This window comes from Pseudorhizobium marinum (genome assembly GCF_000705355.1).
Taxonomy (GTDB): Bacteria; Pseudomonadota; Alphaproteobacteria; order Rhizobiales; family Rhizobiaceae; genus Neorhizobium; species Neorhizobium pelagicum.
The window spans coordinates 348,131-372,624 of sequence record NZ_JMQK01000005.1 but is presented as its reverse complement, the minus strand read 5'-3'; the positions used below and the strand labels follow the sequence as shown (position 1 = coordinate 372,624).

The window sequence follows — 24,494 nt, the reverse complement described above, 5'->3', positions numbered from 1 at the left end:
CCGGAGGGAGACCATTTTCCGCGGACCCCGATGATGAAGACTTACGTCGTTTCTCCACCACCAGCGCCGGCTCCACCTCGCCGGCACGCCTGCCGGTGTATCCGAGAGCGGAACGGGGGGATTATGCGGCGGGTTGGGAGGGCGGGGATGTGGAGGGGGGTAAGTGGTTGATTTTTGGTGGGGGAGGGTGCGGTTTTGGGGGGAGCGCATTCAGGCCTGTTGGCCAAAATATAGAAATCTTTTGGGCTACTGTGCAGCCTCAATACGTGTGGCCGTAAATCCCTTCTTGTTAGGGATCGCTGAAAACTTAACTCGAATTCCCTTTGCGGGAGCTAAATCGTTCGAAATTCCAAAAACGTCCCGGCGGAAATACACGTCTTGCCCTCCTTGATCCGGTCGGATGAAGCCAAATCCTTTGCGATCATCGTAGAACGTGATGGCACCGCTCTGATCTAGCTTGCTAAACGAGGCGACCCTTCCGTACTTGGCATTGAGAATGTCACATGAAGGCAGTTATTGAGCCAAGGTTGAACGCTATACCTTCTAGAGTAGCGGGAGCTATTTTTCCCTCTGCCACCCGGAGAGCGAACCCTAAGCGTTTCTCAATAACGACGTCTGCCGGAGGAGGCGAGATGCTAAACACCCTGTTTTGGTATCCAGACAAAGCACCCTTCAGTTTTGACTCATGGAAGGTGCTTGGGCGCAGTGCCACAAAAACCAAGGCGCCGACATCTTTAGCAATTTCTTGCGCTATCAAAAATGCCTGCTGCTGAACGGAGAAATCACGCTGGTCTGCATTGTCGAAGACGAGTATTATGTCGCGATTCCATGTCTTTATCAGATGGTTCAAGCAGCGCTTGAGATTCTCTCCTCTTTTCTCGACAAGAGAGCTGAGATGATCAGCCTGCTTTTTTGCGTATTCTCCGGGATTGTCTTCCTTTAGGAACCCATAGATTGAATCCTCAAAATCCAATAGCTCCTTGGTGTAGACACGGTTGAGATAGTCTCTCGAATTGACGTCAATTTGGTATTTGTTTTTAAGAACTGATGGAATCTCATCTATTACATGATCAATAATGGAGTTTGTTAGGCTCGCACTCTCGCCTAGGTTTATATGAATAAAAAGAAACTTAGACGATGCTTCCTCGATCATGGTGAGTTCAAGATTTTCGAAGAAGGATGTCTTTCCGACGCCTACGTCGCCGACCACTACGATGGGCCGTGAGCCAAAAGCTTCCGCGACTATCTTGTCGTCAATGTAAACGGTCCTATCGTTCTTTTTGAAAGAACGCTCGACTATAGATACAGGGCCCCTGTTATCCCCAGAAACGCGCCGGTAGCGAGCCGAAATGATGTTTTTACTCAGGAGTAGGTGGCGATTGTTCGCTTCAATCGGAACGTAGCACTCATTGTAGAACGTTTTCTTTACATCAGGATGGGTTTCAATGTCTTCCAAAAGTAGAGAAGACAAAGTCTTTAAGCTCTCTTGAAAGGAGCTACGGTACCTATATTTGCGAGGATCGGTAAACGAGATGGAAGCTTTACTGGGGATTCGTACGTTCTGATTGAGCTCTAAATCGTGGAAGGCGGCCTCTTCGTAGAGACCTTCGGGGCTAAGGTATTTCCAAAGTCGAGTGAATCCGTCCAGATACTCTGAAAAGCCATTGAATACGAAGCACAGTCCGTCGAGAGGGGATGCCCCAATTTGAATACCTTTGAATATAATTAACTGCGGCCCATTGCAGATGATCGCGGTCTGAATTCCTGTAATCCCACAGTAGGATATTACCTGATCGACTGTCAGCTTGAGTTGTTTGCAGTGATTGTATAAATCGCGAAGCTTGCGGGACTTTGAAGAGCTCCTGGGTGGCAGAATGTCGAACTGATGCGCTTCACGCTTCGCCTCTAGGACGGCTTTTGTAGGATTCCCGAGCAGGTAGTCCGTATAGCCACGCTCATTATGATCCTCGACGCTGATGAACAGCTTTTCCCAGCCGAGGCACTCCGTCAAAAGACGATCTATAAACTGGAAGCGGTTCTGAGCCTCATTCCAGTGTGGAGAGTCGCTTGGGAACTCTTCCAGAATTTTTTTTAGGCGAGCGTGGCCTTCAGTCAGGTCTAGCGTGGCTTGCATGTTTTCTGCCGAATGCTTTTAGATCCTCATGACATGAAGTTAGCGGGCACAACTAGCGTTTGCAAACGACCTTATCGAAATTCTTCCGTTTTGATGAATTAAGGGGAGTACGCCGATTGTCGCCTCTCGCCCCCGCCACGAACGGCCACTTCCGGTTTTCCCCTCCCCAACCCTCCCCACAAGGGGGAGGGAGTCCGGCTGCGGTTTGCCGCGCCGGCTCGTCCGGCATGGGGCTACCGAGCATCCAGCCGCGCCCGTCTGCCCCTGATCCGGCTGCCGCCATCGTCTCCCCGCGGGCGGGGAGACTGGACACGCGCTCACCGTCCCGGCCGGCCCGTCTTACCCTTGGTGCGGCTCTTGCGCTTCTGCTCGCCGGGGTCCTCGTAGGAGCCGATGCCGGTCTTGCCGCGGGCGAGGGGACGCGGGTCGTCTTTGCCCCCCTCTGCCCTGCCGGGCATCTCCCCCTCAAGGGGGGAGATCGACTCGCGGTTAGGGGAGCCGCGTTCCGGCTGGCCTTCCAGCAGCGGCGAGACGCGCTGGGCCGGGTCGGCGGGCTTGTCCGGCAGTCTGCCGGTAACCGGCTTTTCGGTGCGGCCGACGGTCATTTCGTCGAGCGTGTTCTTGCGGAACAGGGGGCGGACCATGTCGGTGCCGGGGCCCATGTCGTCGAGGGTGGGTTTGGCGAAGTAGGAGGTTTGTTCTGACGCGCCGTCTCCCGGCCCTTCGCTTTCGCTCCGGGCGTTCGTCGCTGCAATCGATTCACCGGATCGATTGCTCCGCTGCGCGGACCGCTCCTCACCCCCCTCTGTCCTGCCGGACATCTCCCCCTCAAGGGGGGAGATCGACTCGGAGGGGGCGCTCGATCCCTTTGCCTTCTTCCCGCCGCCCGAGGGCAGCGAATCGCGGGTCGCCTGGGCGTTGCGCTTGACGCCCTCCATGGCCCTGGATTCCTGGCGGGCGATGGGGTCGTCCATGGCGGCGAGTTCGACGGCCTTGAGGCGCTTGATCTCGTCGCGCAGGCGGGCGGCCTTCTCGAAGTCGAGGTCGGCGGCGGCGTTGCGCATGTCCTTTTCCAGCGCATTGAGATGCGCCTGGAGGTTGTTGCCGACGAGGTGGCCGCCATCGGCAAAACCCTTGCCGCCGGCACCGGAGATGTCGGCGCGGACGTGGTCGCGCTCGTAGACGCTGTCGAGGATGTCGGCGATGTTGCGCTTCACCGATTCCGGCGTGATGCCGTGGGCGGTGTTGTATTCCATCTGCTTCTCGCGGCGGCGCGCCGTCTCGTCCATGGCCCGCTGCATCGAGCCGGTGACCTTGTCGGCATAGAGGATGACCTTGCCGTCGACGTTGCGGGCGGCGCGGCCGATGGTCTGGATCAGTGAGGTTTCCGAGCGCAGGAAACCCTCCTTGTCGGCGTCGAGGATGGCGACGAAGCCGCATTCGGGGATGTCGAGGCCCTCGCGCAGGAGGTTGATGCCGACCAGCACGTCGAAGGCGCCGAGGCGCAGGTCGCGCAGGATCTCGATGCGCTCCAGCGTGTCGATGTCGGAGTGCATATAGCGGACGCGCACGCCCTGTTCGTGCAGGTATTCGGTGAGGTCTTCCGCCATGCGCTTGGTGAGCACGGTGCAGAGGGTGCGGTAGCCCTTCTGCGCGGTCTCGCGGATCTCGCCGAGCACGTCGTCCACCTGGCTCTTGGCGGGGCGCACCTCGACGGGCGGGTCGATGAGGCCGGTCGGGCGGATCACCTGTTCGGCGAAGACGCCGCCGGCGGCCTCCATCTCCCAGTTGGCGGGGGTGGCGGAGACGGCGACGGTGAGCGGTCGCATGGCGTCCCACTCCTCGAAGCGCAGCGGCCGGTTGTCCATGCACGACGGCAGGCGGAAGCCGTATTCGGCCAGCGTCGCCTTGCGGCGGAAGTCGCCGCGGTACATGCCGCCGATCTGCGGGATGGTGACATGGCTTTCGTCGATGAAGATCAGCGCATTGTCGGGGATGTATTCAAACAGCGTCGGCGGCGGCTCGCCGGGGCGGCGGCCGGTGAGATAGCGCGAATAGTTCTCGATGCCGTTGCAGGCGCCGGTCGCCTCCATCATCTCGATGTCGTAGCGGGTGCGCTGCTCCAGCCGCTGCGCCTCGAGCAGGCGGCCGGCGGCCTCGAGCTCGGCGAGGCGGTGCTTCAGCTCTTCCTTGATCGACTTGATGGCGGCGTTCAGCGTCGGGCGCGGCGTGACATAGTGGGAGTTGGCGTAGATCTTGACGCTTTTCAGGTCGCCGGTCTTCTGGCCGGTCAGCGGGTCGAATTCGGTGATCGAATCGATCTCGTCGCCGAACATCGAGATGCGCCAGGCGGCATCCTCCAGGTGGGCGGGGAAGATCTCGATGCTGTCGCCGCGCACCCGGAACGAGCCGCGCTGAAAGTCCATCTCGCGGCGCTTGTACTGCTGGGCGACGAGGTCGGCGAGCAGCTGGCGCTGGTCGAGGCGGTCGCCGACGGCCATCTGGAAGGTCATCGCCGTATAGGTCTCCACCGAGCCGATACCGTAGATGCAGGAGACCGAGGCGATGATGATGCAGTCGTCGCGCTCGAGGATGGCGCGGGTGGCGGCATGGCGCATGCGGTCGATCTGCTCGTTGATCGACGATTCCTTCTCGATGAAGGTATCGGAGCGCGGCACATAGGCTTCCGGCTGGTAGTAGTCGTAGTAGGAGACGAAATATTCCACCGCATTGTCGGGGAAGAAGCTCTTGAACTCGGAATAGAGCTGCGCCGCGAGGGTCTTGTTGGGGGCGAGGATCACGGCCGGGCGCTGCGTCGCCTCGATCACCTTGGCCATGGTGAAGGTCTTGCCCGAGCCGGTGACGCCGAGCAGCACCTGGCTGCGCTCGCCGGAATCGATGCCCTCGACGAGGTCGCGGATGGCGGTCGGCTGGTCGCCGGCGGGCTCGTAGTCGGAGACCATGCGGATGGCGATGCCGCCCTCGGACTTCTCCGGGCGATGCGGCCGGTGCGGCGTCCACATCTTGCCGTCCTTGAACAGCGGATTGCCGGATTCGATCAGCTTCGACAGCGCATCGACCGTGGCGGTGACGGCGCCGGGGGCGAGGCTGCCGGCATCCTCCAGCGAGATGTCCATGCCGGCGACCGGATTGAGGCCGGCGGCGGCGCGGGTGGCCGGATCCGACGAGGCGCCGATCGACACGCCGCGGGAGGTTTTCTGCGAGGTGGTGTGCTTGGCCGTCGCCGGCCCGCCCTTGCGGGCCGGCTTCGGCGCGGATTTGGCGGCTTCCGCGGCGGCCTCGCGGATGGCCTCCTCGCGGGCGGCGATCTCGATCTTCTTGCGGTGCTTGCCCGCCTTGGAGGCGATCTCGCGCTGCGTCTCGACGCCCGACGCCTCCGCCTCGGCCTCCAGCTGCCGCACCCAGTCGGACACGGAGCCCTCCAGCGGCGCGCCCTCGAGGGGCGTCTGCGGCGCTTCGTCGAAGCCGCGCGGGGAGCCAGAGGGGGAGCCTGGGCGGGAGGAGGAGGGGGCGGAGGTGCGGGGGGATCTGGCCATGCCGGGAATATGGAGGCGAACAGCGCGAAAGTGAAGAGGCAGCCGGTACAAAAGGGCAACAGCCGGCCTGCGGCGGCCCCCTCCATTACATCTTGTCCATGTCGCCAAATCGCCATGGTTTGAGGCGCTTTCGACCACATTCCTCCGGGATTCTCAGGCCTTGCGAATCTGGAGACGATGATGAGCATATCCGTTCCGACTTTGGCGGCGATCCGCTACGGCTTCGGCCTGCGCCCCGGCGAACCGCCGCCGCAGGATGCGCAGGCGCTGCTGGCGCAGCTGCCGCCCGCCGCCAGGGCCGAGCTGCGGTTTCCGCGCGAGGGAATCACCGGTCGCCGCGAGACGGCGGAGAAGATCATCGCGCTGCGCCGCGCCGAGGCGAAGGCGACCCAGAACGGCAAGCCCAACGCGCGATTGCGCCAGACCACCCAGCAGCAGGCGAACCGGCTCTACCGCGGCGATGCGGTGGCCCGTATCGCCCAGGCGGTGACCTCGCCCTATGGCTTCCACGAGCGGCTGGCGAGCTTCTGGACCGATCATTTCGCCGTCAATGCTGACAAGAACCTGCAGATGTTCATGCTGGCGGCGCTGCACGAGGCGGAGGCGATCCGGCCGAACCTCGCCGGCCCCTTCCGCGACCTCCTGAAGGCCGCCGTGCTGCATCCGGCCATGTTCTTCTACCTCGACCAGAACCGCTCCGTCGGCCCCGGCTCGGTGGCCGGGCTGCGCAACGGCCGCGGCCTCAACGAAAACCTCGGCCGCGAGCTGATCGAGCTGCACACGCTGGGCGCCGGCAGCGGCTATGGCCAGGCGGACGTGCGCGCCGCCGCGCTGATCCTGACCGGCGTCGGCATCGACGCGCCTCGTCTCGACATCGGCTACCGGCCGCAGCGGGCCGAACCCGGCGCCTTCACGCTGCTCGGGAAGAGCTACGGCGGCGAGGGCCGCAGCGAGGCCGATCATCGGGCGATGATCGACGATCTCGCCGACCATCCCGCCACCGCCCGCCACATCTGCGCGAAACTGGCCGGCCATTTCCTGGCCGACGTGCCGCCGCCCGAGGTGGTGGCGCCCATGGTGGCCGCCTGGACGGCAAGCGACGGCAATCTGACGGAAGTCTACCGCGCCATGCTGGAACACCCGCGCGCCTGGCAGGAGGGCGGCGCCAAGATCAAGCGGCCCTTCGAATTCGTGGTCTCGGGCCTGCGCGCCCTCGACATGCCGGAGAAGCAGTTCGAGGCGATGGTGGCGGCGGCCATGCCGCAGCCGGACGACGAGGACGATGCGCCGCGGCGGCCGAAGAAGAACGCGCCGCGCCACCGCAACCCGGGCTTTGCCCGCGCCATGACGATCTGGGCGCTGCAGCGCATGGGCCAGCCGGTCTGGCGGCCGACGAGCCCGGCGGGCTTTGCCGATGACGCCGCCAACTGGCTGACGCCGAGCCAGCTTGCCGAACGGATCGCCTGGGCGCGCATGGCGGCGCAGTGGCTGGCCGCCGACCGCGAGCCGGCCGATCTGCTCGCCGACGCGCTGGGCGACGCCGCCCGTGAAGACACCATCCGAATCGTCGGCCAGGCGCCGAACCGCGTCCATGGGCTGGCGATGGTGCTGGCCGCGCCGGAGTTCAACAGGAGATGAGCATGGCCTTCCCGAACGCTTCGATGTCGCGCCGCGGCTTCCTGGTCTCCGCCTGCTGCGCCGCAGCCTCCCCGATACTGACGCCGGCAAGCTTTGCCGCCGTGCCGGGCGACAACCGCTTCGTGACCATCATCCTGCGCGGCGCCATGGACGGGCTCGACCTGGTGCAGCCCTATGCCGACCCGCTGTTTGCAAAGCTTCGGCCGCGCCTGGCGCTGACGACCGACCAGGGCCTGATCGACCTCGACGGCCGCTTCGGCCTGCATCCGGCGGCAAGTTCCCTGATGCCGCTCTGGACGGCGGGCGAGCTCTCCTTCGTGCATGCGGTCTCGACGCCCTACCGCGACGAGCGCAGCCATTTCAGCGGCCAGGACGCGCTGGAGACCGGCACGCTGCAGCGCAACGAGCGCAGCGGCTGGCTGAACCGCGCATTGGCGCATATGCCGCGCCAGACCGACCGCAAGGCGATCGACATCAACACCTCCATGGACCTGATCCTCGCCGGGCCCAACCGGGCGGAAGCCTGGGCGCCGCAATCGGACCTCTCCATGGCCGAGGACGAGATCCGCTTCCTGGAACGCCTCTATGCCGGCGACGAAGGCTTTGCCAGGGTGATGGCGGAGGCGCGCAACACCGACCTGCTGGCCGACGCCGTGCAGGGCCCGGAAAAGCGCGGCGAGGGCATCGCCGACATGGCGCGGCTGGCCGCCGGCCTGCTCACGCAGGAATACCGGATCGCCAGTTTTTCCATCAACGGCTGGGACACCCATGTGGACCAGCGGCCGCAGTTTGCCCGCGCCGTCACCGACCTGTCGCTGGCGATCAACACCCTGAAGGAGGGTCTGGGGCCGCAGGCCTGGGGCAAGACCGTGGTGCTGGTGATTACCGAATTCGGCCGCACGGCGCGCGAGAACGGCTCCGGCGGCACCGACCACGGCACCGGCGGCGCGGCACTGCTCGCCGGCGGCGGCATCCCCGGCGGCCGCATTCTCGGCCGCTGGCCGGGGCTTTCCGACGACCAGCTGCTGGACGGCCGCGACCTCATGCCCACCGGCGACGTCCGCGAACTTGCCGCCGCCATGCTCTACCGCCAGTTCGACATTCCGCCGGACCGGCTGACGACGGATGTCTTTCCGGGGCTCAGTTTTGATAAGGGCTCTGGGTATCTGCGGGGGTAGGGGTGTTTAGGTCTAGCGAGGAATAGAAAGCCAATTTTCTCTCACGAGGCGGTCGTCGCTTAGCCGTGAGACTGCGGCTGCTTTGAGACTTCGTGCCGGTAGTCCAAATCACCTGATTAGGTTTTGAAAGCCGCAGCTTTGTTTTCAAGGTTGGTACCCTCGGGCGCGTGGAGGACTCGACCCGCCGCGCGTTGAGGGGTAGTTCACATATTCTTGCTGCATGTGCGATGAACGTGTAGCCTGCTGGATTAACGTGTCCCATGCGAGGCTTGATGGACTCCTACCTGGATATAGCTCAACGGGTCCTTAGAGCGTCCCGGCGCCCTATGACCGCCGCCGGCATCCTAGAGGCGGCGTACGCGGCCGCAATTGTTCCAAAGCACCTCTACGGGAAGACGCAAGTGAAGACCCTCCGAGCTCGTCTGAGCGAAGACGTGCTCCGGAGTCAGCATTCCGCGTTCTTCCGTACCGAACCCGGCTACTTCTTCCTCAACGAACTGGTGAGTGATCCAACCGTCCCGGTAAAGTACAAGGAAAAATTCGAAGCCCGGCGTCGGACGCGCGACTTGCATGTCGCACCATTTCTGGCCGTCGACGGGAATTATGTCGCTGGACACGGAAATCTGCTGCTGTCCGATTGGCGTAGTTTTGTTAAGGCCGCCGAGTCCTGTAATGCCCTTCATTACATTCAATCGCGGAAAGAGACCGACAGAGCGCTCATTGTTTGGACCTTCTCCGTGGTTCGGCGCGGCACGGAAGTTCTTTCTTATCGAACGGGGCGCTATCGCAGCGACGCAGACACATTTGCGAATAAGCGTACCATCGGCTTTCCCGGCGTAGTAAGCTTCTTTGACTGCACGCTTTTTTCGGACGGGGACTATGGAGCAACTGAGAACGCGCTAGGCGCTATCTTGTCCGACCTAGACATTTCCGCCGTAGCTGTCCATGGCGAGAAGCTTCCGGACCCGGAGCCACGTTTCGCGATGCGCGCGCGCGGTGATGACGGGCAGGAGGTGCTCTTAGTCGTCATGGAATGGACGTGCCCGGCTTGGTTCGAGCCGACGACGCGGCGCCTGTCCCTCAACGATCCCCGCTGGCTCGACGTAACGGTTCCTCAGAACGACATTAATGACTTCGAGCCGTGGACGAAAGCGACGCTAGAAGCACTGGAAGAGGTCCGAGCACCCTAGTGGCGATCATTTCTCCGGGCCAGACTGCCTTTCTCAAGTTCGAGATCGAAAACGGCGACGCGAGGCGAAGGAAGGTTGCCCTGCAGGACCTTTCGCGCAGATATCGCAACGGCGACAAGCTGAACGCTGAGGGCAGGAACTCGTTTGAAAAAACTATTAACGGAATCGTTCTCAGCGACAGTGATCGCAAGGTTGTGCGGTGGTGCCTGAATGCGCTCGCAAGACTCGGGACCCGTCAGGGTAGCAGCAAGTATGTCGTCGCTGCCATGAGGCAGTACGAAGAGGAGCCCGAAATTGTCGCGGCAGCAATCGCGGCTCTTTCTCACATGTACCATGGCACCCTCGACGCTGTGCCGGAACTGGCGGTCCTTGATCCATCCATTCGGATCCTCGCTGCGATGCAAACTACAAACGTCAATAAATTGAACATCTCGAATCTTACGATCGATATCGAGAAGGCTGACAAGGAAGTACTGAAGCTTGCTCTGCTGGTTGTTGGGCTGAATAGGGATATACAGAATCTGCTCCATCCGCGTCATTCAAACGGGGCCATCGTCAGGCAGCTCGGGCAGCACGACGACCCTATTGTGCGACAATATAGCGTTTGGTCGGTAATGGAGAACCGACGCCTAACTTTGGCCGACTTGGGTATTCCATTCGACACGATTGGAACCCAGCCGGCCAACGTCCAGGCAAAACTTCTGCAACTCGCAGCAGAGCGCGAAACCGATCCAAGGGTACGTCACCAGATCATACATGAAGGTACGTTCAACGACTTTCCCGAGGCGAGGCTCGGTTTGGCGAAAGGCCTCGTCCACAGCTACTACGAAGGCCTCGAGGACCTGACGATCAGATGGTACGACGTAGAGGAAAATCTTGACGTCCTTGGTCTGGTCGCAGAGCATTTCGCCCGCTTCTCTGATGACTGCGGCCCTTACTTCGAAAAGGCCTTAGAGATTATCGAGGCAAGTCCCAAGCTCACCGACCGAATCCTTCTGGGTGCAGAGGGAAAGGAGCTTTATGGAAAGATAAAGGGTTTAGATCGCTCAAACGGGACGGGCGATCTGTTTGGTACTCCGTCCGACCTCGCCGCCATGTTCCAGAAATCGACCGAAATATTGAGAAAGGCGCCGCTTATGAAAGTCTTGTTCCTTGCAGCCAACCCTTTGGACGAGGGGCGCTTGAAGATCGACCAAGAAGCGAGCGATCTCAAGGAACAGCTTGCATTAGTGCGGGACACTAAGATTGCAGTAGATGTAGAGCATGCATGGGCGATCCGTACCGACCAACTGCAGCGTGAGGTACTAAACGCCAAGCCGGATGTATTACACTTTAGTGGACACGGCGACACTGGGATGCTGATTTTTGAGGATGCAACGGGGAACGGCGTGGAAGTGTCGGGTGAAGCACTTGCAGGTCTCATCGAATTGATGCCAACAATCAAATGCGTGGTACTCAACGCCTGCTTTTCGGACTCTGTGTCTAAGCTGGTCGCGCCATATGTGGAGGCGGTGATTGGCTGCGACGTCTCAATCGGGGACACCGCCGCGATCCTCTTTACTCGTGCGTTCTACCGGGCGCTCGCACACGGCAATTCCTTCCAACGATCCTTTGATCTGGCCAAGAACGACCTCAACCTGAATGGTCAGGGAAAGGAAGCCGGCAAATACACAATCTCCTGTCGAAGTTGATGCGCCGGGCGGGCCAAATCAAACTGTGGTGTTTGATTGTAGTTTGTCCGCTTTGATGGTGTTTAGTCCCGAAGACGACAGTCGTTTGCGCCCCGAATCCACCGTCTGCCGAGCGAGGGAGAAGTCCGCTGTTGGTGTAACGCAATCGGATCCGGTTCACCCCACCCACGCCTTGCACTCCCTCCCGCACCCCGCCGCAACGAGAGCCCCACCCATGTCCCATCCCGTCGAAACCCTGGTCCTCCGGCAGAAGCAGAGTGCCGTCGGGCGGCGGGGGGCGTTCGGGTTGGAGGAGCGGCGCAGTGCCCTGGCGCATCTGCGGCAGACCATCGAGCGGCGCGAGCGCGATATCGTCGCCGCCCTGATGCGCGATTTCGGCAAGCCGGAGCCGGAGGCGATCCTGACCGAGATCCTGCCGGTTCTGCAGGAGATCCGCCACACCATGCGCCATCTGAAGGGCTGGATGCGCGAGCGGCGGGTGGCGCCGACGCTTTCGACGCTCGGCACATCGGCGCGTATCCGTCCCGAGCCGCGCGGCGTCTGCCTGATCATCGCGCCCTGGAACTATCCCTTCAACCTGGCGCTTTCGCCGCTCGTTTCGGCGCTGGCGGCCGGCAATAGCGCGGTGGTGAAGCCGTCCGAGATGACGCCGGCGACCTCGCGGGTGATCGCCGAGATCATCGAGCAGACCTTTCCGGCCGATCTCGTGGCGGTCGTCGAGGGCGGGCGCGAGGTTTCGCAGCGGCTGCTTGAGCAGCCCTTCGACCATATCTTCTTCACCGGCAGCCCGGAGGTCGGCAAGATTGTCATGGCGGCGGCGGCGAAACATCTCGCGTCGGTGACGCTGGAGCTCGGCGGCAAGTCGCCGACCATCGTCGGGCCGGGCGCGGACGTCGAGAAGGCGGCGCGCTGGATCGCCTTCGGCAAGTTCGTCAACGCCGGGCAGACCTGCATCGCCCCCGACCACGTCTTCGTCCACAGAAGCGTCGAGGCCGCCTTCACCGCCGCCTTGCGCAAGACGATCCTGCGCGCCTATGGCGACAACCCGCGCGACAGCCGCGATTACGCCCGCATCGTCAACGCCCATCACGCCGGGCGGCTGGGTTCGCTGCTGGCCGACGCGGTGGAGAAGGGGGCGCGGGTGAGTTTCGGCGGGGAGGCGGAGGGCACTTTTCTGGCGCCGACGCTGATCGAGGCGATCACGCCGCAGATGCGCATCGACGAGGAGGAGATTTTTGGGCCGATCCTGCCGCTGATCCCCTACGACGGGGTGGACACGGTGATCGCCCGCATCAACGAGAGGCCGAAGCCGCTGGCGCTCTATGTCTTCGACCGGGAGCCGGGGTTTGCGCAGGATGTGATCGCGCGCACCTCCTCGGGCGGCGTCGGCGTCAACCTCACCACGCTGCACTACAGCCACCCGGCGCTGCCCTTCGGCGGCGTCAACCATTCGGGCATGGGGGCGGCGCACGGGCACTACGGCTTTCGCGCCTTCAGCCACGAGAAGCCGATTTTGACAGAGCGCTGGTCGCCGGTGCCTTGGGTGTTTGCGCCGTATACGCCACGGGTCATGCGGCTGATCCGCATGGCGCGGCGTTTTTTAGGGTAGGGTTAGCGCGAAAACCGCTTGGCGCCGGCCACGCAGGCGATCACCGCGAGCGTCACGGCGAGCATGGCGGGGCTCACCGTCTCGCCGAGCAGGCTGGCGGCCAGCGTCAGGCCGAGGAAGGGCTGCAACAGCTGCAGCTGTCCGACGCCGGCGATGCCGCCCTGGGCAAGCCCCTTGTACCAGAAGACGAAGCCGATCAGCATGCTGAAGACGGAGACATAGGCAAGGCCGAGCCAGGCCGGCTGGCCGGCGGCGGCGAGCGTCTGCGGAAAGGTCACGAGCATCACGAGGGCCATGGCCGGCAGCGACAGCACCAGCGCCCAGGAGATCACCTGCCAGCCGCCGAGCCGGCGCGACAGCCGCGCGCCTTCCGCGTAGCCCAGCCCGCAGACGAGGATGGCGGCGAGCATCAGCATGTCACCGGTAGGGGATGCGGTCAGCCCGTCCTTCAGCGCAAAGCCCGCCACCAGCGCGCTGCCGAGACCGGAGAACAGCCAGAAGGCGGGCTTCGGGCGCTCGGCCCCGCGCAGCACGCCGAAGAGGGCGGTCGAGAGCGGCAGCAGGCCGATGAAGACGATCGAATGGGCCGCCGTGACATGTTTGAGCGCCAGCGCCGTCAGGAGCGGAAAGCCGACGACGACGCCGAGCGCGACGACGGCAAGCGGCAGGAGATCGGCGCGCTGCGGCCGCCTTTCGCGGAAGGCGAGGAGCAGCAGGCCGGCCAGCAGGGCGGCGATCACGGCCCGCGACCCCGTCAAAAACAGGGGGTTAAAATCGATGACCGCCGCCCGCGTCGCCGGCAGCGAGCCGCTGAAGATCAGCACGCCGAGAAACCCGTTGATCCATCCGCGCGTCACCTGGTCCATGTGGTCATCATCCTTTTCCTGTCGGCGCGGACCCTAGGCGAGGGAGGCTGGATTTCAAAGCGACAGTACAGTACGGTTTTGCCGAACTGTCATGGTGCGGGGAGCAGTACGGATGGATATCTCGACGACCTCTGCCGGCGGCCAGCCGGGCCAGCTGGAGCGGGTGATGGCCGCCATGCGCCGGCGCATATCCGCCCGCGCCCTGCCGCCGGGTGCCAAACTGCCCTCCATCCGGGGCTGCGCGAAAACCATGGGCGTCTCGACCTCGACGGTGGCGGAGGCCTACGGGCGGCTGGTGGCCGAGGGCGCCGTCCAGGCGCGGCCGGGCTCCGGCTTCTACGTGACGCGCGCGCCGCAGCCGCTGGCGCTGGCCGAGATCGGCCCGCGGCTGGAGCGCGCCGTCGATCCCTTCTGGGTGTCGCGGCAATCGCTGGAGGCGGGGCGCGAGGCGCTGAAGCCCGGCTGCGGCTGGCTGCCGGCCGACTGGATGCCGGAGGCGGACCTGCGGCGGGCGCTGCGCGAGGTCGCCCGCGCCGAGACAGCGGTGCTCACCGACTACGGCACGCCGCTCGGCCATGCGCCGCTGCGCCAGCTCCTGTCGCGGCGCATGGAGGCGCAGGGGGTGGTGGCGCCGCCGGCGCAGATCCTGCTGACGGAGAGCGGCACCCAGGCGATCGACATGCTGCTGCGCCTGCTGGTGGAGCCCGGCGACACGGTGATGGTGGACGACCCCTGCTACTTCAACTTCCTGGCGCTCTTGCGCGCCCATCGGGTCGAGATCGTCGGCGTGCCGATGACGCCCGCTGGGCCGGATGTCGAGGCCTTTGCCGCGGCCGTCGCCAGCCACCGGCCGCGGCTCTACATCACCAATGCGGCGATCCACAATCCGACCGGCGCGGTGCTGTCGCCGGCGATCGCCCACCGGCTGCTGGCGCTCTGCGAGGCGGCCGGGGTCACGGTGATCGAGGACGACATCTTCGGCGACTTCGAGGAGGAGGCGGCGCCAAGGCTTGCCGCCCTCGACGGGCTCTCGCGGGTGATCCGCATCGGCAGCTTTTCCAAGACGCTGACGGCGGCGGCGCGCTGCGGCTATGTCGTCGCGCGGCCCGAGTGGATCGCGGCGCTCGTCGACCTGAAGATCGCCACCAGCTTCGGCGGCAGCCCGGTGGCGGCCGAACTGACCCATGCGCTGCTGCGCGACGGCAGCTACCGTCGGCACCTGAACGGCCTGCGCGAACGGCTGGCGCGGACGACGGCCGACGTCCGGGCGCGGCTTGGGGCCCTCGGCATCCACCCGTGGATCGAGCCGCGCGGCGGCCTCTTCCTCTGGTGCGCGCTGCCGGACGGGATCGACGCGGCGGCGGTGGCGCGCCGCGCGATGGCGCAGGATGTGGTGCTGGCGCCGGGCAATGTCTTCAGCGTCTCGCAATCGGCCGGAGGCATGATGCGCTTCAACGTCGCCCAATGCGGCGATCCGCGGGTGTTGTCGGTGCTGGCGCGGGCGATGGAGGGGGCGGCGGCGGAAGGGTGAGCGGCCGGCTCAGGCCGACAGGAGGGGAGAGGCCGCGAACGAGGGGCCCGGACGGTAGAGCGAGATCCAGCTTTCCAGCGTCTCCACCGGCATCGGCTGGCCGTAGAGATAGCCCTGCGCGAAACGGCAGCCGAGCATGCGCAGCACCTCGGCGTCGGCGGCGGTCTCGACGCCCTCGACGACAATGTCCATGGACAGCGCCCGTCCCATGCCGATCAGGGCGGCGACCAGCGCCTGGTTCTGGCGACTGCCGGCAATGCCGTTGACGAAGCTGCGGTCGATCTTCAGGCGGTCCACCTTCAGGCCGATGAGATAGGCGAGCGACGAATGTCCGACGCCGAAATCGTCCACCGCAAGCCCGAAGCCGGCTTCTTCCAGGCGCGCCAGCTCGACGCCGGCGGTGGCCTGGTCGAGGGTTGCCTCCTCGGTGATCTCGACTTCCAGCTGCGCCGGCCTGATCCCGGCAGCCTCGACCACCTCTTCCAGCATGCGCGACACGGAATAGGCCGAAAACTCGTTCGGCGAGACATTGATGGCGACGCGCAGGTCCGGGAGGCCGAGCGCCGGCAGGCGCCGGACGAGGGCGGCGGCTGCGGTCGCCACATGGCGGGTCAGCTTCTCCGAGGCATGGATGGTCTTGGCCGCGACGACGATCTCCGGCGGCCGCACGGCTCCGAGCTCGGGATGCGTCCAGCGGATCAGCGCCTCGCAGCCGATCACGGAGCCGTCGTTCAGATCGACCTGCGGCTGGAAGTAGACCCGGATGTCGCCGGCCTCGATGGCCGCCTCGAGCGCGATCTCGATCTGCTTCTGGCGGTCGAGCTTCTGCTTGATCTGCGGATTGAAAACGCAGATGCGGCGGCGGCCTTCCTCCTTGGCGGCATAGAGGGCGATGTCGGCGAAGGCGAACAGGTCTTCGGCAGAGGTCGCATGTTCGGGCAGCAGGGCCAGGCCGATGCTGGCCCCTGTCACGACAGGCCTGTCGCCGACCATCACCGGCCGGGCGCTGAAGACGAGGATCTCCGCGGCGATCCGCTCGGCTCGCGTCCGGGCATCGGTGCCGTGGACGAGGATGGCGAATTCGTCGCCGCCCAGCCGCACGGCGAGATCGCCCGGGGCAATCACCGTCGAAAGGCGGGAGGCAAATGCGGACAGGACGACGTCGCCCACCGCATGGCCCATGGTATCGTTGACCGACTTGAAGCGGTCGAGGTCGATGATCAGCAGGGCCGCCGGTTGCCCCTTCGCGGAGCACTCGTCCAGATGCTGTGAAAGACCGAGGTTGAAGGCGGAGCGGTTGCCGAGGCCGGTCAGCGGATCGCGGTTTGCCAGAAGCTCCAGCTGCCGGTTCGACGTCTGGATCGCGGCATTGGCTTTCGAGAGCGAATCGGCGAGCGAAACGGCTCTCAACCGGTCGCTGTGGCTGCTGATGAAATTGGCCTCGCTGGTGCGGCAGCTGCGAAACATCATCACCATCAGCAGGGCGAGGTCGAAGGCGACGATGACCTCGATGAGCGACCCCGCCATCAGCAGCGAGACGATGCCGGTCGCCATCTGCGGCGCGCCGAAGGCGGTGGCGACCTTTGAAAACGCGGGGCTCTGGATCACGGAGCCGGCGCAGATGCCGGCGATGATGAAGATCACGTAGGCCTTTGCGGCATAGCTGTCGCGTGATGCATCGAGGAAGGGGATCACGGCCCAGAGGCAGCCGCTGATGAAAGCAAATCCCGTCAGGATGCGCAGTGTCAGCCGGGTATGGCGCCTGGCAGCGTCGTAGTGCTGGAGCCCGGCAAGAACGCCGAGGCGGACCGCGTTCAACGCAAACACGGCGGCAAGCCAGTAAAGGGCGTCCGCGTAAGGCGTGTGGATCCAGAGAATGGCAACCGTCGTCAGCGCGATGAAGCAATTGGCCACGAGGGATATGGTGAGGGCCGAGACAACCGAAACCGCCTGCGCCGTCCTGACCTCAGCGGCGATCGTGTCTGTATCTTCGAGGCGAATGTCCGCCATTGATCCCACCTGAAGACGCTTCCTGCTGCGCGTCTCCCGGCAGTATATAGCCGCCCGCTCATAAGATAGGTTTAACGCGGTTCCTTCGATTCAAAGGAATCAATCTTCCTCGGGCGGTACCGGCATGGAGTGGCCGTCGTCATCGAGCGCCACCATGATGAAGGTCGCTGCGGTCACCATTTCGAGGGTGCGGTAGCGGGCGCGCTGCGCCCAGGCCTCCACCTGGAGTGCGATGGAGCTGCGGCCGACACGGGTGATCTCGGTGTAGACGTTCAGCGTGTCGCCGATCTTCACCGGCAGCCGGAAGGCCATTTCCTTGACGGCGGCCGTGACCACCCGGCCACGCGCCCGCTCGGCGGCACGGATGCCGCTGGCAAGGTCCATCTGCGACATCACCCAGCCGCCGAAGATGTCGCCCGCCGGATTGGCGTCGGAGGGCATGGCGAGGGTGCGAAGGGTAAGTTCGCCGGTCGGACACGGATGTTCGGTCATGGCCAAACCTTTCTAGCGAGCGAAGACCTTCAGATCGGACAGGTGGAGCGCCGTCGAGAGGGGCGAGATGATCGTCACGTAGCGGGCCTTCGTCGGCGGCAGTTCCACCTCGCTCTGCAGAAGCTCGCCTGTGGCAAAGGCGTCTCCGGTGGCAAGCTGGAAGATGTCGCCCTTCGTGTGATCCTCTCCGGTGGACAGGATGCAGTACAGCAGCCCGGCGCGATCCTGGTAGCCGTCGAGGCGGTTGCCGATCCCGATGCGGCTGACGGTCAGCGCTTCCCCGAGATCCACCTTGATGAACTGGTTGAAGCCGAAGGCGGTGTGGAAGAAGAACGGATTGCCGGGTGCGACCTGTCCCTTGCGGCTCATGCCCGGGTAGGCGCTGCTGAGCACGTAGGTCTTGCCGGCGGCCACTTCCCTCTCGTCGGCTGCACCTGCGCCATCCGCCTGAAGCATGGCCGCAAGCAGGCGCTGCATGGTGGCGACGCTGCGGGTGAGAAACTCCTGCCGGTTGAGGATCGCCGGCTCGTTGGGAAATTCGCCGACCATTTCGAGGGTATCCTCGATGATCTTCACCTTCGATTCCAGGGAGCGCGGTCCGTCGAGCCATTCCTCGCCTAGGAACATCGGCGGCTTGCCGGAGACATTGCGGCTGACGTCCTGCGGATGCGGCAACTGCGGCGGGAAGGGCGCCTCCACAGCACGGTCCTTGCGAAGGTAGGTCAGTTCCAGCACGTTCGGAATGCTGATCTCGGTTCCCGGGATCACGAACTCGCCGCAACAGTTGTTCGGATGCGCATGAACGGGGATGAAGATCTCCGACAGCTTGCGGAAGAACGGCGCCAGAACTTCCCTGCAGATGGCCGAATCCTGGATGGCCCAGAGCGAATGCACTTCAATGACGATGATCCGGAAGCGCGACAGGGTTTCGGCCGAAGCCGAGAGCAGGTTGCGGTATTCGGCGCCTTCGATGTCGATCTGCAGAAGCAGGTCGCCTTCGGGGGCCTCCCTGCCGATCCAGTCCGCCAGCTCGATGTTGTCTTCGCCCGGATCCGGGGAAAGCCATTTCTTCGCGAAGGTCTGGCGACCCTCGATCAGCGGCGTCTTCAGCTTTTCGACATCACTCGAATAGTCGCACATATGGCAGTCGATGCCATAGGTCTCGACAACCTTGTCTTCGAAATACTTGAAGTTGTCGACACCCGGCGAAAAGCAGGCGGCCATGTTCTCGAGATCATCGGGAAGCAGGTAGGACCCGTCCCGGTTGCTGCCGATCCGGATCAGCGGCTTCGGCGACGCTTTGGGCTTCAGATACTCAAAGACTTCAAGCATCTCCGCCAGCGACGAGGCGTCGTTTCCGTCTTCGAACTGATACCCGAAAAAACTCTTCATGCGCCGACCCCGATTCAAGCAGCCAGTTGCGCCGACGACTCAGCGCACATGCTGGAAAGCCAACATACACAGCTTCGAATGCGCCGCAATCTGAGGCGCGGCGCGATGCGGCGAGGGGGCTTTTGGGTCGAAAACCGTGGCAGCGAGCGGTGTCGCTGCAACTTTAGTCTGGTCTAACTCGCGTCATTGGCGCGTTCGGCCTCTTTCACCACCCAGTAACTTTCATGGGTTAGAAGTAGTTACAAACTGTCACAATGTCGGGGGGATATCGATGCAACGTCTAACTATATCTGCGAGAATGTATTGCCTGATCGGGTTTGCCCTGATCATCCTGGCCGGCGCCATGACGTTCAGCCTGTTTCAGAGCTATGCGTCGTCCGAGCAGGAGCGCAAGGCGGGGCTCGACTTCATGGACGATATCGCCATGAGCGTGCTCAAGCAGTACCACGACATGGAAGTGGCGGGGACCATGACGCGCGAGCAGGCGCAGGCCGAGGCAATGAAGGCGATCGGCGCCATGCGCTACGCCGGCGGCAGCGGCTATTTCTGGATCAACGACATGCGTCCCTTCATGGTGATGCATCCGATCAAGCCGGAACTGAATGGGACGGACCTGTCGCAGAACAAGGACCCGAACGGCAAGTTCCTGTTCGTGGAGTTCGTCAACACGGTCAAGGCGTCGGGGGAAGGCTTTGTCGACTACTACTGGCCGAAGCCCGGTGCCGAGCAGCCGGTCGAGAAATATTCGCACGTCATCGGCTTCGAGCCCTGGGGCTGGGTCGTCGGCACCGGCGTCTATACGGACGATCTGCATGCCATGTTCAGCGACAACCTCAAGACCTATGCCGCCATGTTCGGTGCCGGTGCCATCGTGCTTCTCGGGGGCGCCTTCTTCGTAATCCGCAGCGTCACCGTGCCGCTCGGCAACGTCAAGGATGTCTTGCAGAAGATCGCCGACGGTGAGGCGAACGTCACCGTGCCGCATACGCAGCAGAAGAACGAGATGGGCGAGATGGCCCGCGGGCTTCTGGTGCTGCGCGACGCGGTGGAAGAGCGGCTGACACTGCAGGCGCGCGAAAGCGAACAGCAGCGGGCACTTTCGGAGGAGCGGTCGACCAACGAGCGCGCACTTGCCGCTGCCACGGACCGCCAGGGGCGCGCCATGGCGGAACTGGGCCGGGCGCTGGCGGCGCTGGCGCAGGGCGATCTTTCGATCAACGTCGGCGATCTCGGCGGCGACTACGCGACCATCCGCGACGACTTCAACAACGCCGTGAACTCGCTGCGCCAGACGATCGTCGCGATCAGCGAGACGAGCCATGTGGTTCGCGACAGCGCCGCCGACATCAGCGGCGCAACCTCCAACCTGTCGCGCCGGACGGAGCAGCAGGCGGCCTCCCTGGAGGAGACGGCTGCGGCGCTCGACGAGATCACCGCAACGGTGAAGACGGCATCCGAGCGGGCCAACGAGGCGCGCACCATGGTGGCCGAGACCAAGGACAGTGCCGGTCGCTCCGGCGACATCGTCCGCAATGCCGTCGACGCCATGGGCCGGATCGAGGATTCGTCCAGCAAGATCAGCCAGATCATCTCGGTGATCGACGAGATCGCCTTCCAGACCAACCTGCTGGCGCTGAATGCCGGCGTCGAGGCGGCGCGTGCCGGCGAGGCGGGCCGCGGCTTTGCGGTCGTTGCCCAGGAAGTCCGCGAGCTGGCGCAGCGTTCGGCCAATGCGGCCAAGGAGATCAAGACGCTGATCAGCAATTCCGGCCGGGAAGTGGAGAGCGGCGTGGCGCTCGTTCGCTCCACGGGCGAGGCGCTGGTGGAGATCGCCCAGCTCGTCGAGCGGGTCAACGCCCACGTCGAGACCATCGCCACCGCGTCCAGGGAACAGGCGACGGCGCTGCAGGAAATCAATTCGTCGGTCAACCAGATGGACCAGATGACCCAGCAGAATGCGGCCATGGTGGAGGAGACCACGGCGGCCAGCCAGACGCTGGCCGAGCAGAGCCTGCAGCTGCAGCATCTGCTCTCCGCCTTCCGGATGGACGGCCATGCGACATCGGGATCCTACGGATCCGCGGGTGCCCGCGCGGCCTGAGCCACATCGTCAAGAGAGACAGGCCCGTCGGCAGCGATGCCGGCGGGCCTTTTGATTCCGGTCAACGAGAAGGGTGATCGCCGCTGCTATCGTGCCGCCAGGGCACAGGGGAGCGGGCAATGCGGAAGATCGTGATCATCCAGGGGCATCCGGACAGCAGCGAGCGGCATCTCTGTCATGCCCTGGCCGACGCCTATGCCGCCGGCGCAGGGCGGGCTGGCCACGCGGTCGAGCGGATCGATCTCGCGACGATGACCATTCCGTTCCTGCACTCGCAGCAGGAGCAGGAGGAGGGCGTCGTCGGCCCGGCGATCGCGCAGGCGCAGACGGCGATCGCGGCAGCCGATCATCTCGTCTTCGTCTATCCGCTTTGGCTGGGCGAGATGCCGGCGCTCATGAAGGCCTTCCTGGAGCAGGTGGCGCGTCCGGGCTTTGCCTACGACATCGACGGGCCGCCGTTGCGCAACGGGCTGCTGGCCGGTAAGTCGGCCCGCGTGATCATCACCATGGGCATGCCCGCCTGGTTCTATCGCTTTTACTACGGCAGCCACAGCCTGAAGGCGTTCAAGATCGGCATCCTGCGCTTCGTCGGCATCAAGCCGGTGAGGGCGACCCTGATCGGCGGCGTCGGCGGCGCCAGGTTCCGAGGCGAGCCTTGGCTGGAGCGGATGAAAAGGCTCGGTGCGGCCGGCACCTGAGCCGGGGCTGACAGGCCGGTCGACCGGCCCGTGCCACGAACATACCTTGATGTCGTCACCTTTGCGAAAGCCTTCATTTACCTCGTTCGCATACCCTTGCCGAATGTGCCATTTCGGCACCGAGAGCGGCAACTGGTATGGCGTATGCTTCCCTTTCGCGGCAGGCCCTGGCCTCGCTGATGATCACGACGATGCTGGTGAGCTGCACCGCCGAAGGGCTGGTGCCGCAAGCCGGCATCGACGGTGAGACGCGGGTCAGCGCCATCGGCCCGATGTCGCAGCCGATCGCCTCGCAGCAGAGCTACCTGGCACCGGCGGCCCCCGTGTCGCAGGCCGGCGCTGCCGACTACAGCCAGCCTTACCCCGGGATGAATGCGCCGATGCAGCCGGCTCCGGTGCAGTCGGGCGCGCTGCCGATGATCGACAGCGACGAGGCGCTCGCGCAGCCCGCATCCGGCGGCAATTTCCTGCGCGTCCCCGACGAGGGCGTCAACATGGACGCGCAGTTCGGTTTCGCCGATGCCTCCGCCGGCAGCGAAGTGGTCGGGCTGGCGCAGGAGCAGGACCTGATGATCGCCGAGGGTGCGACCAGCCAGCCGGTGGTCGACGGCATCGGCACCGACAGCCCCATGGCGCTTGGCTCTTCCACGGCCGCCGCGCCCGCCCAGGACGACCAGATGATCATGATCCCGCCGAAGCGTCAGGGCGAGGGCGTGCAGCCCGCCGGCGTCGGCAATCCGACGATGGTCTGGGGCGACCAGACGCCGGTGGTGGCGCCGACGCGCCTGCCGCCGGAGGAGCCGCAGCAGGTGGCCATGCTGGCACCAAGCAATCCCATGACCGAGCGTGCGCCGATTCAGCCGCGCGCGGTGATGCCGCAGTCGGAGGTCAGCTGCCGCGCCGAACTGCGCCGTCTCGGCGTCGAGTTCCGCGACATCCAGCGGATCGCCGACGGCCCGAGCTGCGGCATCGACTATCCGGTGCTGCTCAGCGGCTTTTCCGGCAACATCGACCTGAAGCCGGCAACCAAGCTCAACTGCCAGACGACGCTGGCGCTGGCGAAATGGGTCAAGTTCGAACTCGCGCCATCCTCGCGCTACCGCTACCTCTCCGGCGTCAAGACGATCGAATCCATGGGCGGCTATTCCTGCCGGCGCATGAACAACAGCCGCCAGAAGCGCAACCCGATGTCGGAGCATGCCCGCGGCAATGCCATCGACCTGGGCAAGTTCGTGCTGAAGAACGGCAAGCGCATCGATGTGCGCAAGAAGAGCATCTTCGCCTTCCGCGAGCGCGGCCTGCTCAACACGGTGCGCGACGACAGCTGCAAGTACTTCCACACGGTGCTCGGCCCCGGCAGCAACAAGGAGCACTGGAACCACTTCCACTTCGACCTGCGCTCGCGCAAGTCCGGCTCCCGGTTCTGCGACTAGCGCGACGGCTGCAGGCCGTCGTACCGGGATGCGGCAGGGCCGACTTGTCTGACAAGTGACTTGGTGCCACAAGTCGTGCTTCCGCAGTCCATGCGCGGCCGTTCGGCCGCTTCGAGCGAGCCGCCATGCCCCCGATTTCCGAAATCCTTCCCTTCGTCCTCGCACTTGCTGCCGCGGGTGTCGTCGCCGGCCTGCTGGCCGGCATGTTCGGCATCGGCGGCGGGGCGATCCTCGTGCCGATCTTCTTCCACGTCTTCGGCCTGCTCGGCGTGCCGGAGGAGGTGCGCATGCATCTGGCGCTCGGCACCTCGCTGGCGATCATCGTGCCGACCTCGATCCGCTCCTTCATGGCGCACCGGCAGCGCGGCGCCGTCGACATGCAGCTGCTGAAGGGCTGGGCGATCGCCGTACCGCTCGGCACGCTGCTCGCGGCGGCCGTCGCGGCCAAGGCCTCGAGCACGGAACTGCGGCTGATCTTTGCGGTGATCGCGCTGGTGCTTGCCTTCCGGATGATCTTCAACCGCGCCAGCTGGCAGCTCGGAAAGGACCTGCCGCGCAATCCGTTCAAGTTCCTCGTCGGCGTTGCGATCGGCATCCTGTCGGGCCTGATGGGAATCGGCGGCGGCGTGCTCAACAACACCTTCATGACCCTCTACGGGCGGCCGATCCACCAGGCGGTGGCGACCTCGTCCGGCGTCGGCGTGCTGATCTCGCTGCCCGGGCTGTTCGGCTATCTCTGGGCCGGCTGGGGCGAGGTGGGCCTGCCACCCTTTTCCACCGGCTACATCAACTGGCTGGCGGTCGCGCTGCTGATCCCGATCACGCTGCTGATGGCGCCCTATGGCGCGCGGCTGGCGCATGCCATGAGCAAGCGGCAGTTGGAGATGGGTTTCGGGATCTTCCTGATCGTCGTCTCGGCGCAGTTCTTCCTCAGCGTCTACAGCTGACCGGCAGAGGCATTGGCGAACCCGAGG

At 64.3% G+C, this 24,494-nt stretch carries 17 protein-coding genes; 10 read left to right on the top strand and 7 right to left on the bottom strand.

The genetic code is table 11. The annotated features are described in order from the left end of the window. Positions 1-246 precede the first annotated feature (246 nt). The 3 genes from EO99_RS28640 to uvrB all read right to left on the bottom strand — a co-directional run bounded on the left by EO99_RS28640 (position 247) and on the right by uvrB (position 5,691). On the bottom strand, positions 247-438 hold the full coding sequence (locus EO99_RS28640; RefSeq protein WP_408002866.1) for a cold shock domain-containing protein: 192 nt from the start codon (positions 436-438) through the stop codon (positions 247-249). Between the two features lie 61 nt (positions 439-499). Then, the gene (locus EO99_RS0109300; protein WP_029618376.1) at positions 500-2,134 is read right to left on the bottom strand and encodes a hypothetical protein; all 1,635 of its coding nucleotides are present in this window, start codon (positions 2,132-2,134) and stop codon (positions 500-502) included. Positions 2,135-2,451: 317 nt separating this feature from the next. After that, the gene (gene uvrB / locus EO99_RS0109295) at positions 2,452-5,691 is read right to left on the bottom strand and encodes an excinuclease ABC subunit UvrB (RefSeq protein ID WP_029618375.1); all 3,240 of its coding nucleotides are present in this window, start codon (positions 5,689-5,691) and stop codon (positions 2,452-2,454) included. Positions 5,692-5,871: 180 nt separating this feature from the next. On the opposite strand from uvrB, the gene EO99_RS0109290 reads away from it, so the two are divergent. From EO99_RS0109290 to EO99_RS0109270, 5 genes are all read left to right on the top strand, one after another. Further along, positions 5,872-7,329: a DUF1800 domain-containing protein gene (locus EO99_RS0109290; RefSeq protein WP_029618374.1), complete on the top strand. Its 1,458-nt coding sequence runs from the start codon at positions 5,872-5,874 to the stop codon at positions 7,327-7,329. Next, complete coding sequence (locus EO99_RS0109285) at positions 7,326-8,507, top strand: DUF1501 domain-containing protein (RefSeq protein ID WP_029618373.1); 1,182 nt, start codon at positions 7,326-7,328, stop codon at positions 8,505-8,507. The genes EO99_RS0109290 and EO99_RS0109285 overlap by 4 nt, the downstream gene beginning before the upstream one ends. Positions 8,508-8,833: 326 nt before the next feature. After that, positions 8,834-9,697 (top strand): hypothetical protein, encoded by an 864-nt coding sequence (locus EO99_RS0109280; RefSeq protein WP_235776791.1) that lies wholly within the window; start codon positions 8,834-8,836, stop codon positions 9,695-9,697. Continuing rightward, positions 9,697-11,388 (top strand): CHAT domain-containing protein, encoded by a 1,692-nt coding sequence (locus EO99_RS26260; RefSeq protein ID WP_051679779.1) that lies wholly within the window; start codon positions 9,697-9,699, stop codon positions 11,386-11,388. The genes EO99_RS0109280 and EO99_RS26260 overlap by 1 nt, the downstream gene beginning before the upstream one ends. A 214-nt stretch (positions 11,389-11,602) precedes the next feature. Beyond that, the gene (locus EO99_RS0109270) at positions 11,603-12,997 is read left to right on the top strand and encodes an aldehyde dehydrogenase family protein (RefSeq protein WP_051679778.1); all 1,395 of its coding nucleotides are present in this window, start codon (positions 11,603-11,605) and stop codon (positions 12,995-12,997) included. Between the two features lie 2 nt (positions 12,998-12,999). On the opposite strand, the gene EO99_RS0109265 is transcribed toward EO99_RS0109270, so the two are convergent. Then, complete coding sequence (locus EO99_RS0109265) at positions 13,000-13,863, bottom strand: DMT family transporter (RefSeq protein ID WP_029618369.1); 864 nt, start codon at positions 13,861-13,863, stop codon at positions 13,000-13,002. A 112-nt stretch (positions 13,864-13,975) separates the two neighbouring features. Between EO99_RS0109265 and EO99_RS0109260 the strand changes: the two genes are divergently transcribed. After that, on the top strand, positions 13,976-15,394 hold the full coding sequence (locus tag EO99_RS0109260) for an aminotransferase-like domain-containing protein (protein ID WP_029618368.1): 1,419 nt from the start codon (positions 13,976-13,978) through the stop codon (positions 15,392-15,394). Between the two features lie 9 nt (positions 15,395-15,403). Here the strand turns inward: EO99_RS0109260 and EO99_RS0109255 are convergent, their stop codons facing one another. From EO99_RS0109255 to EO99_RS26255, 3 genes are all read right to left on the bottom strand, one after another. Then, positions 15,404-17,404, bottom strand: a complete 2,001-nt coding sequence (locus EO99_RS0109255) for a putative bifunctional diguanylate cyclase/phosphodiesterase (protein ID WP_051679776.1) — start codon at positions 17,402-17,404, stop codon at positions 15,404-15,406. A gap of 99 nt (positions 17,405-17,503) precedes the next feature. Next, a complete protein-coding gene (locus tag EO99_RS0109250; protein ID WP_029618366.1) occupies positions 17,504-17,896 on the bottom strand; it encodes an acyl-CoA thioesterase in 393 nt (130 codons plus the stop codon). A 12-nt stretch (positions 17,897-17,908) separates the two neighbouring features. Further along, positions 17,909-19,288 carry an FkbM family methyltransferase gene (locus EO99_RS26255; RefSeq protein ID WP_051679775.1) on the bottom strand — a complete coding sequence of 460 codons (1,380 nt, stop codon included), beginning with the start codon at positions 19,286-19,288 and terminating at the stop codon, positions 17,909-17,911. A gap of 271 nt (positions 19,289-19,559) precedes the next feature. On the opposite strand from EO99_RS26255, the gene EO99_RS0109240 reads away from it, so the two are divergent. The 4 genes from EO99_RS0109240 (at position 19,560) to EO99_RS0109225 (ending at position 24,467) form a co-directional block, all read left to right on the top strand. Beyond that, entirely contained in the window at positions 19,560-21,389 is a 1,830-nt protein-coding gene (locus EO99_RS0109240; RefSeq protein WP_029618364.1) for a methyl-accepting chemotaxis protein, read from the top strand. Positions 21,390-21,508: 119 nt separating this feature from the next. Continuing rightward, entirely contained in the window at positions 21,509-22,087 is a 579-nt protein-coding gene (locus EO99_RS0109235) for an NAD(P)H-dependent oxidoreductase (protein WP_029618363.1), read from the top strand. Between the two features lie 137 nt (positions 22,088-22,224). Beyond that, complete coding sequence (locus tag EO99_RS0109230; protein ID WP_029618362.1) at positions 22,225-23,520, top strand: extensin-like domain-containing protein; 1,296 nt, start codon at positions 22,225-22,227, stop codon at positions 23,518-23,520. A 125-nt stretch (positions 23,521-23,645) separates the two neighbouring features. Then, complete coding sequence (locus EO99_RS0109225) at positions 23,646-24,467, top strand: sulfite exporter TauE/SafE family protein (RefSeq protein WP_029618361.1); 822 nt, start codon at positions 23,646-23,648, stop codon at positions 24,465-24,467. The last annotated feature ends 27 nt before the right edge of the window (positions 24,468-24,494 follow it).

Bases quoted from the DNA above. Each gene is read 5' to 3' on its own strand.
- EO99_RS0109300 (WP_029618376.1), bottom strand. From the start codon at position 2,134: ATGCAAGCCACGCTAGACCTGACTGAAGGCCACGCTCGCCTAAAAAAA.
- uvrB (WP_029618375.1), bottom strand. From the start codon at position 5,691: ATGGCCAGATCCCCCCGCACCTCCGCCCCCTCCTCCTCCCGCCCAGGC.
- EO99_RS0109290 (WP_029618374.1), top strand. From the start codon at position 5,872: ATGAGCATATCCGTTCCGACTTTGGCGGCGATCCGCTACGGCTTCGGC.
- EO99_RS0109285 (WP_029618373.1), top strand. From the start codon at position 7,326: ATGAGCATGGCCTTCCCGAACGCTTCGATGTCGCGCCGCGGCTTCCTG.
- EO99_RS0109280 (WP_235776791.1), top strand. From the start codon at position 8,834: ATGACCGCCGCCGGCATCCTAGAGGCGGCGTACGCGGCCGCAATTGTT.
- EO99_RS0109270 (WP_051679778.1), top strand. From the start codon at position 11,603: ATGTCCCATCCCGTCGAAACCCTGGTCCTCCGGCAGAAGCAGAGTGCC.
- EO99_RS0109265 (WP_029618369.1), bottom strand. From the start codon at position 13,863: ATGGACCAGGTGACGCGCGGATGGATCAACGGGTTTCTCGGCGTGCTG.
- EO99_RS0109260 (WP_029618368.1), top strand. From the start codon at position 13,976: ATGGATATCTCGACGACCTCTGCCGGCGGCCAGCCGGGCCAGCTGGAG.
- EO99_RS0109255 (WP_051679776.1), bottom strand. From the start codon at position 17,404: ATGGCGGACATTCGCCTCGAAGATACAGACACGATCGCCGCTGAGGTC.
- EO99_RS0109250 (WP_029618366.1), bottom strand. From the start codon at position 17,896: ATGACCGAACATCCGTGTCCGACCGGCGAACTTACCCTTCGCACCCTC.
- EO99_RS26255 (WP_051679775.1), bottom strand. From the start codon at position 19,288: ATGAAGAGTTTTTTCGGGTATCAGTTCGAAGACGGAAACGACGCCTCG.
- EO99_RS0109240 (WP_029618364.1), top strand. From the start codon at position 19,560: ATGCAACGTCTAACTATATCTGCGAGAATGTATTGCCTGATCGGGTTT.
- EO99_RS0109235 (WP_029618363.1), top strand. From the start codon at position 21,509: ATGCGGAAGATCGTGATCATCCAGGGGCATCCGGACAGCAGCGAGCGG.
- EO99_RS0109230 (WP_029618362.1), top strand. From the start codon at position 22,225: ATGGCGTATGCTTCCCTTTCGCGGCAGGCCCTGGCCTCGCTGATGATC.
- EO99_RS0109225 (WP_029618361.1), top strand. From the start codon at position 23,646: ATGCCCCCGATTTCCGAAATCCTTCCCTTCGTCCTCGCACTTGCTGCC.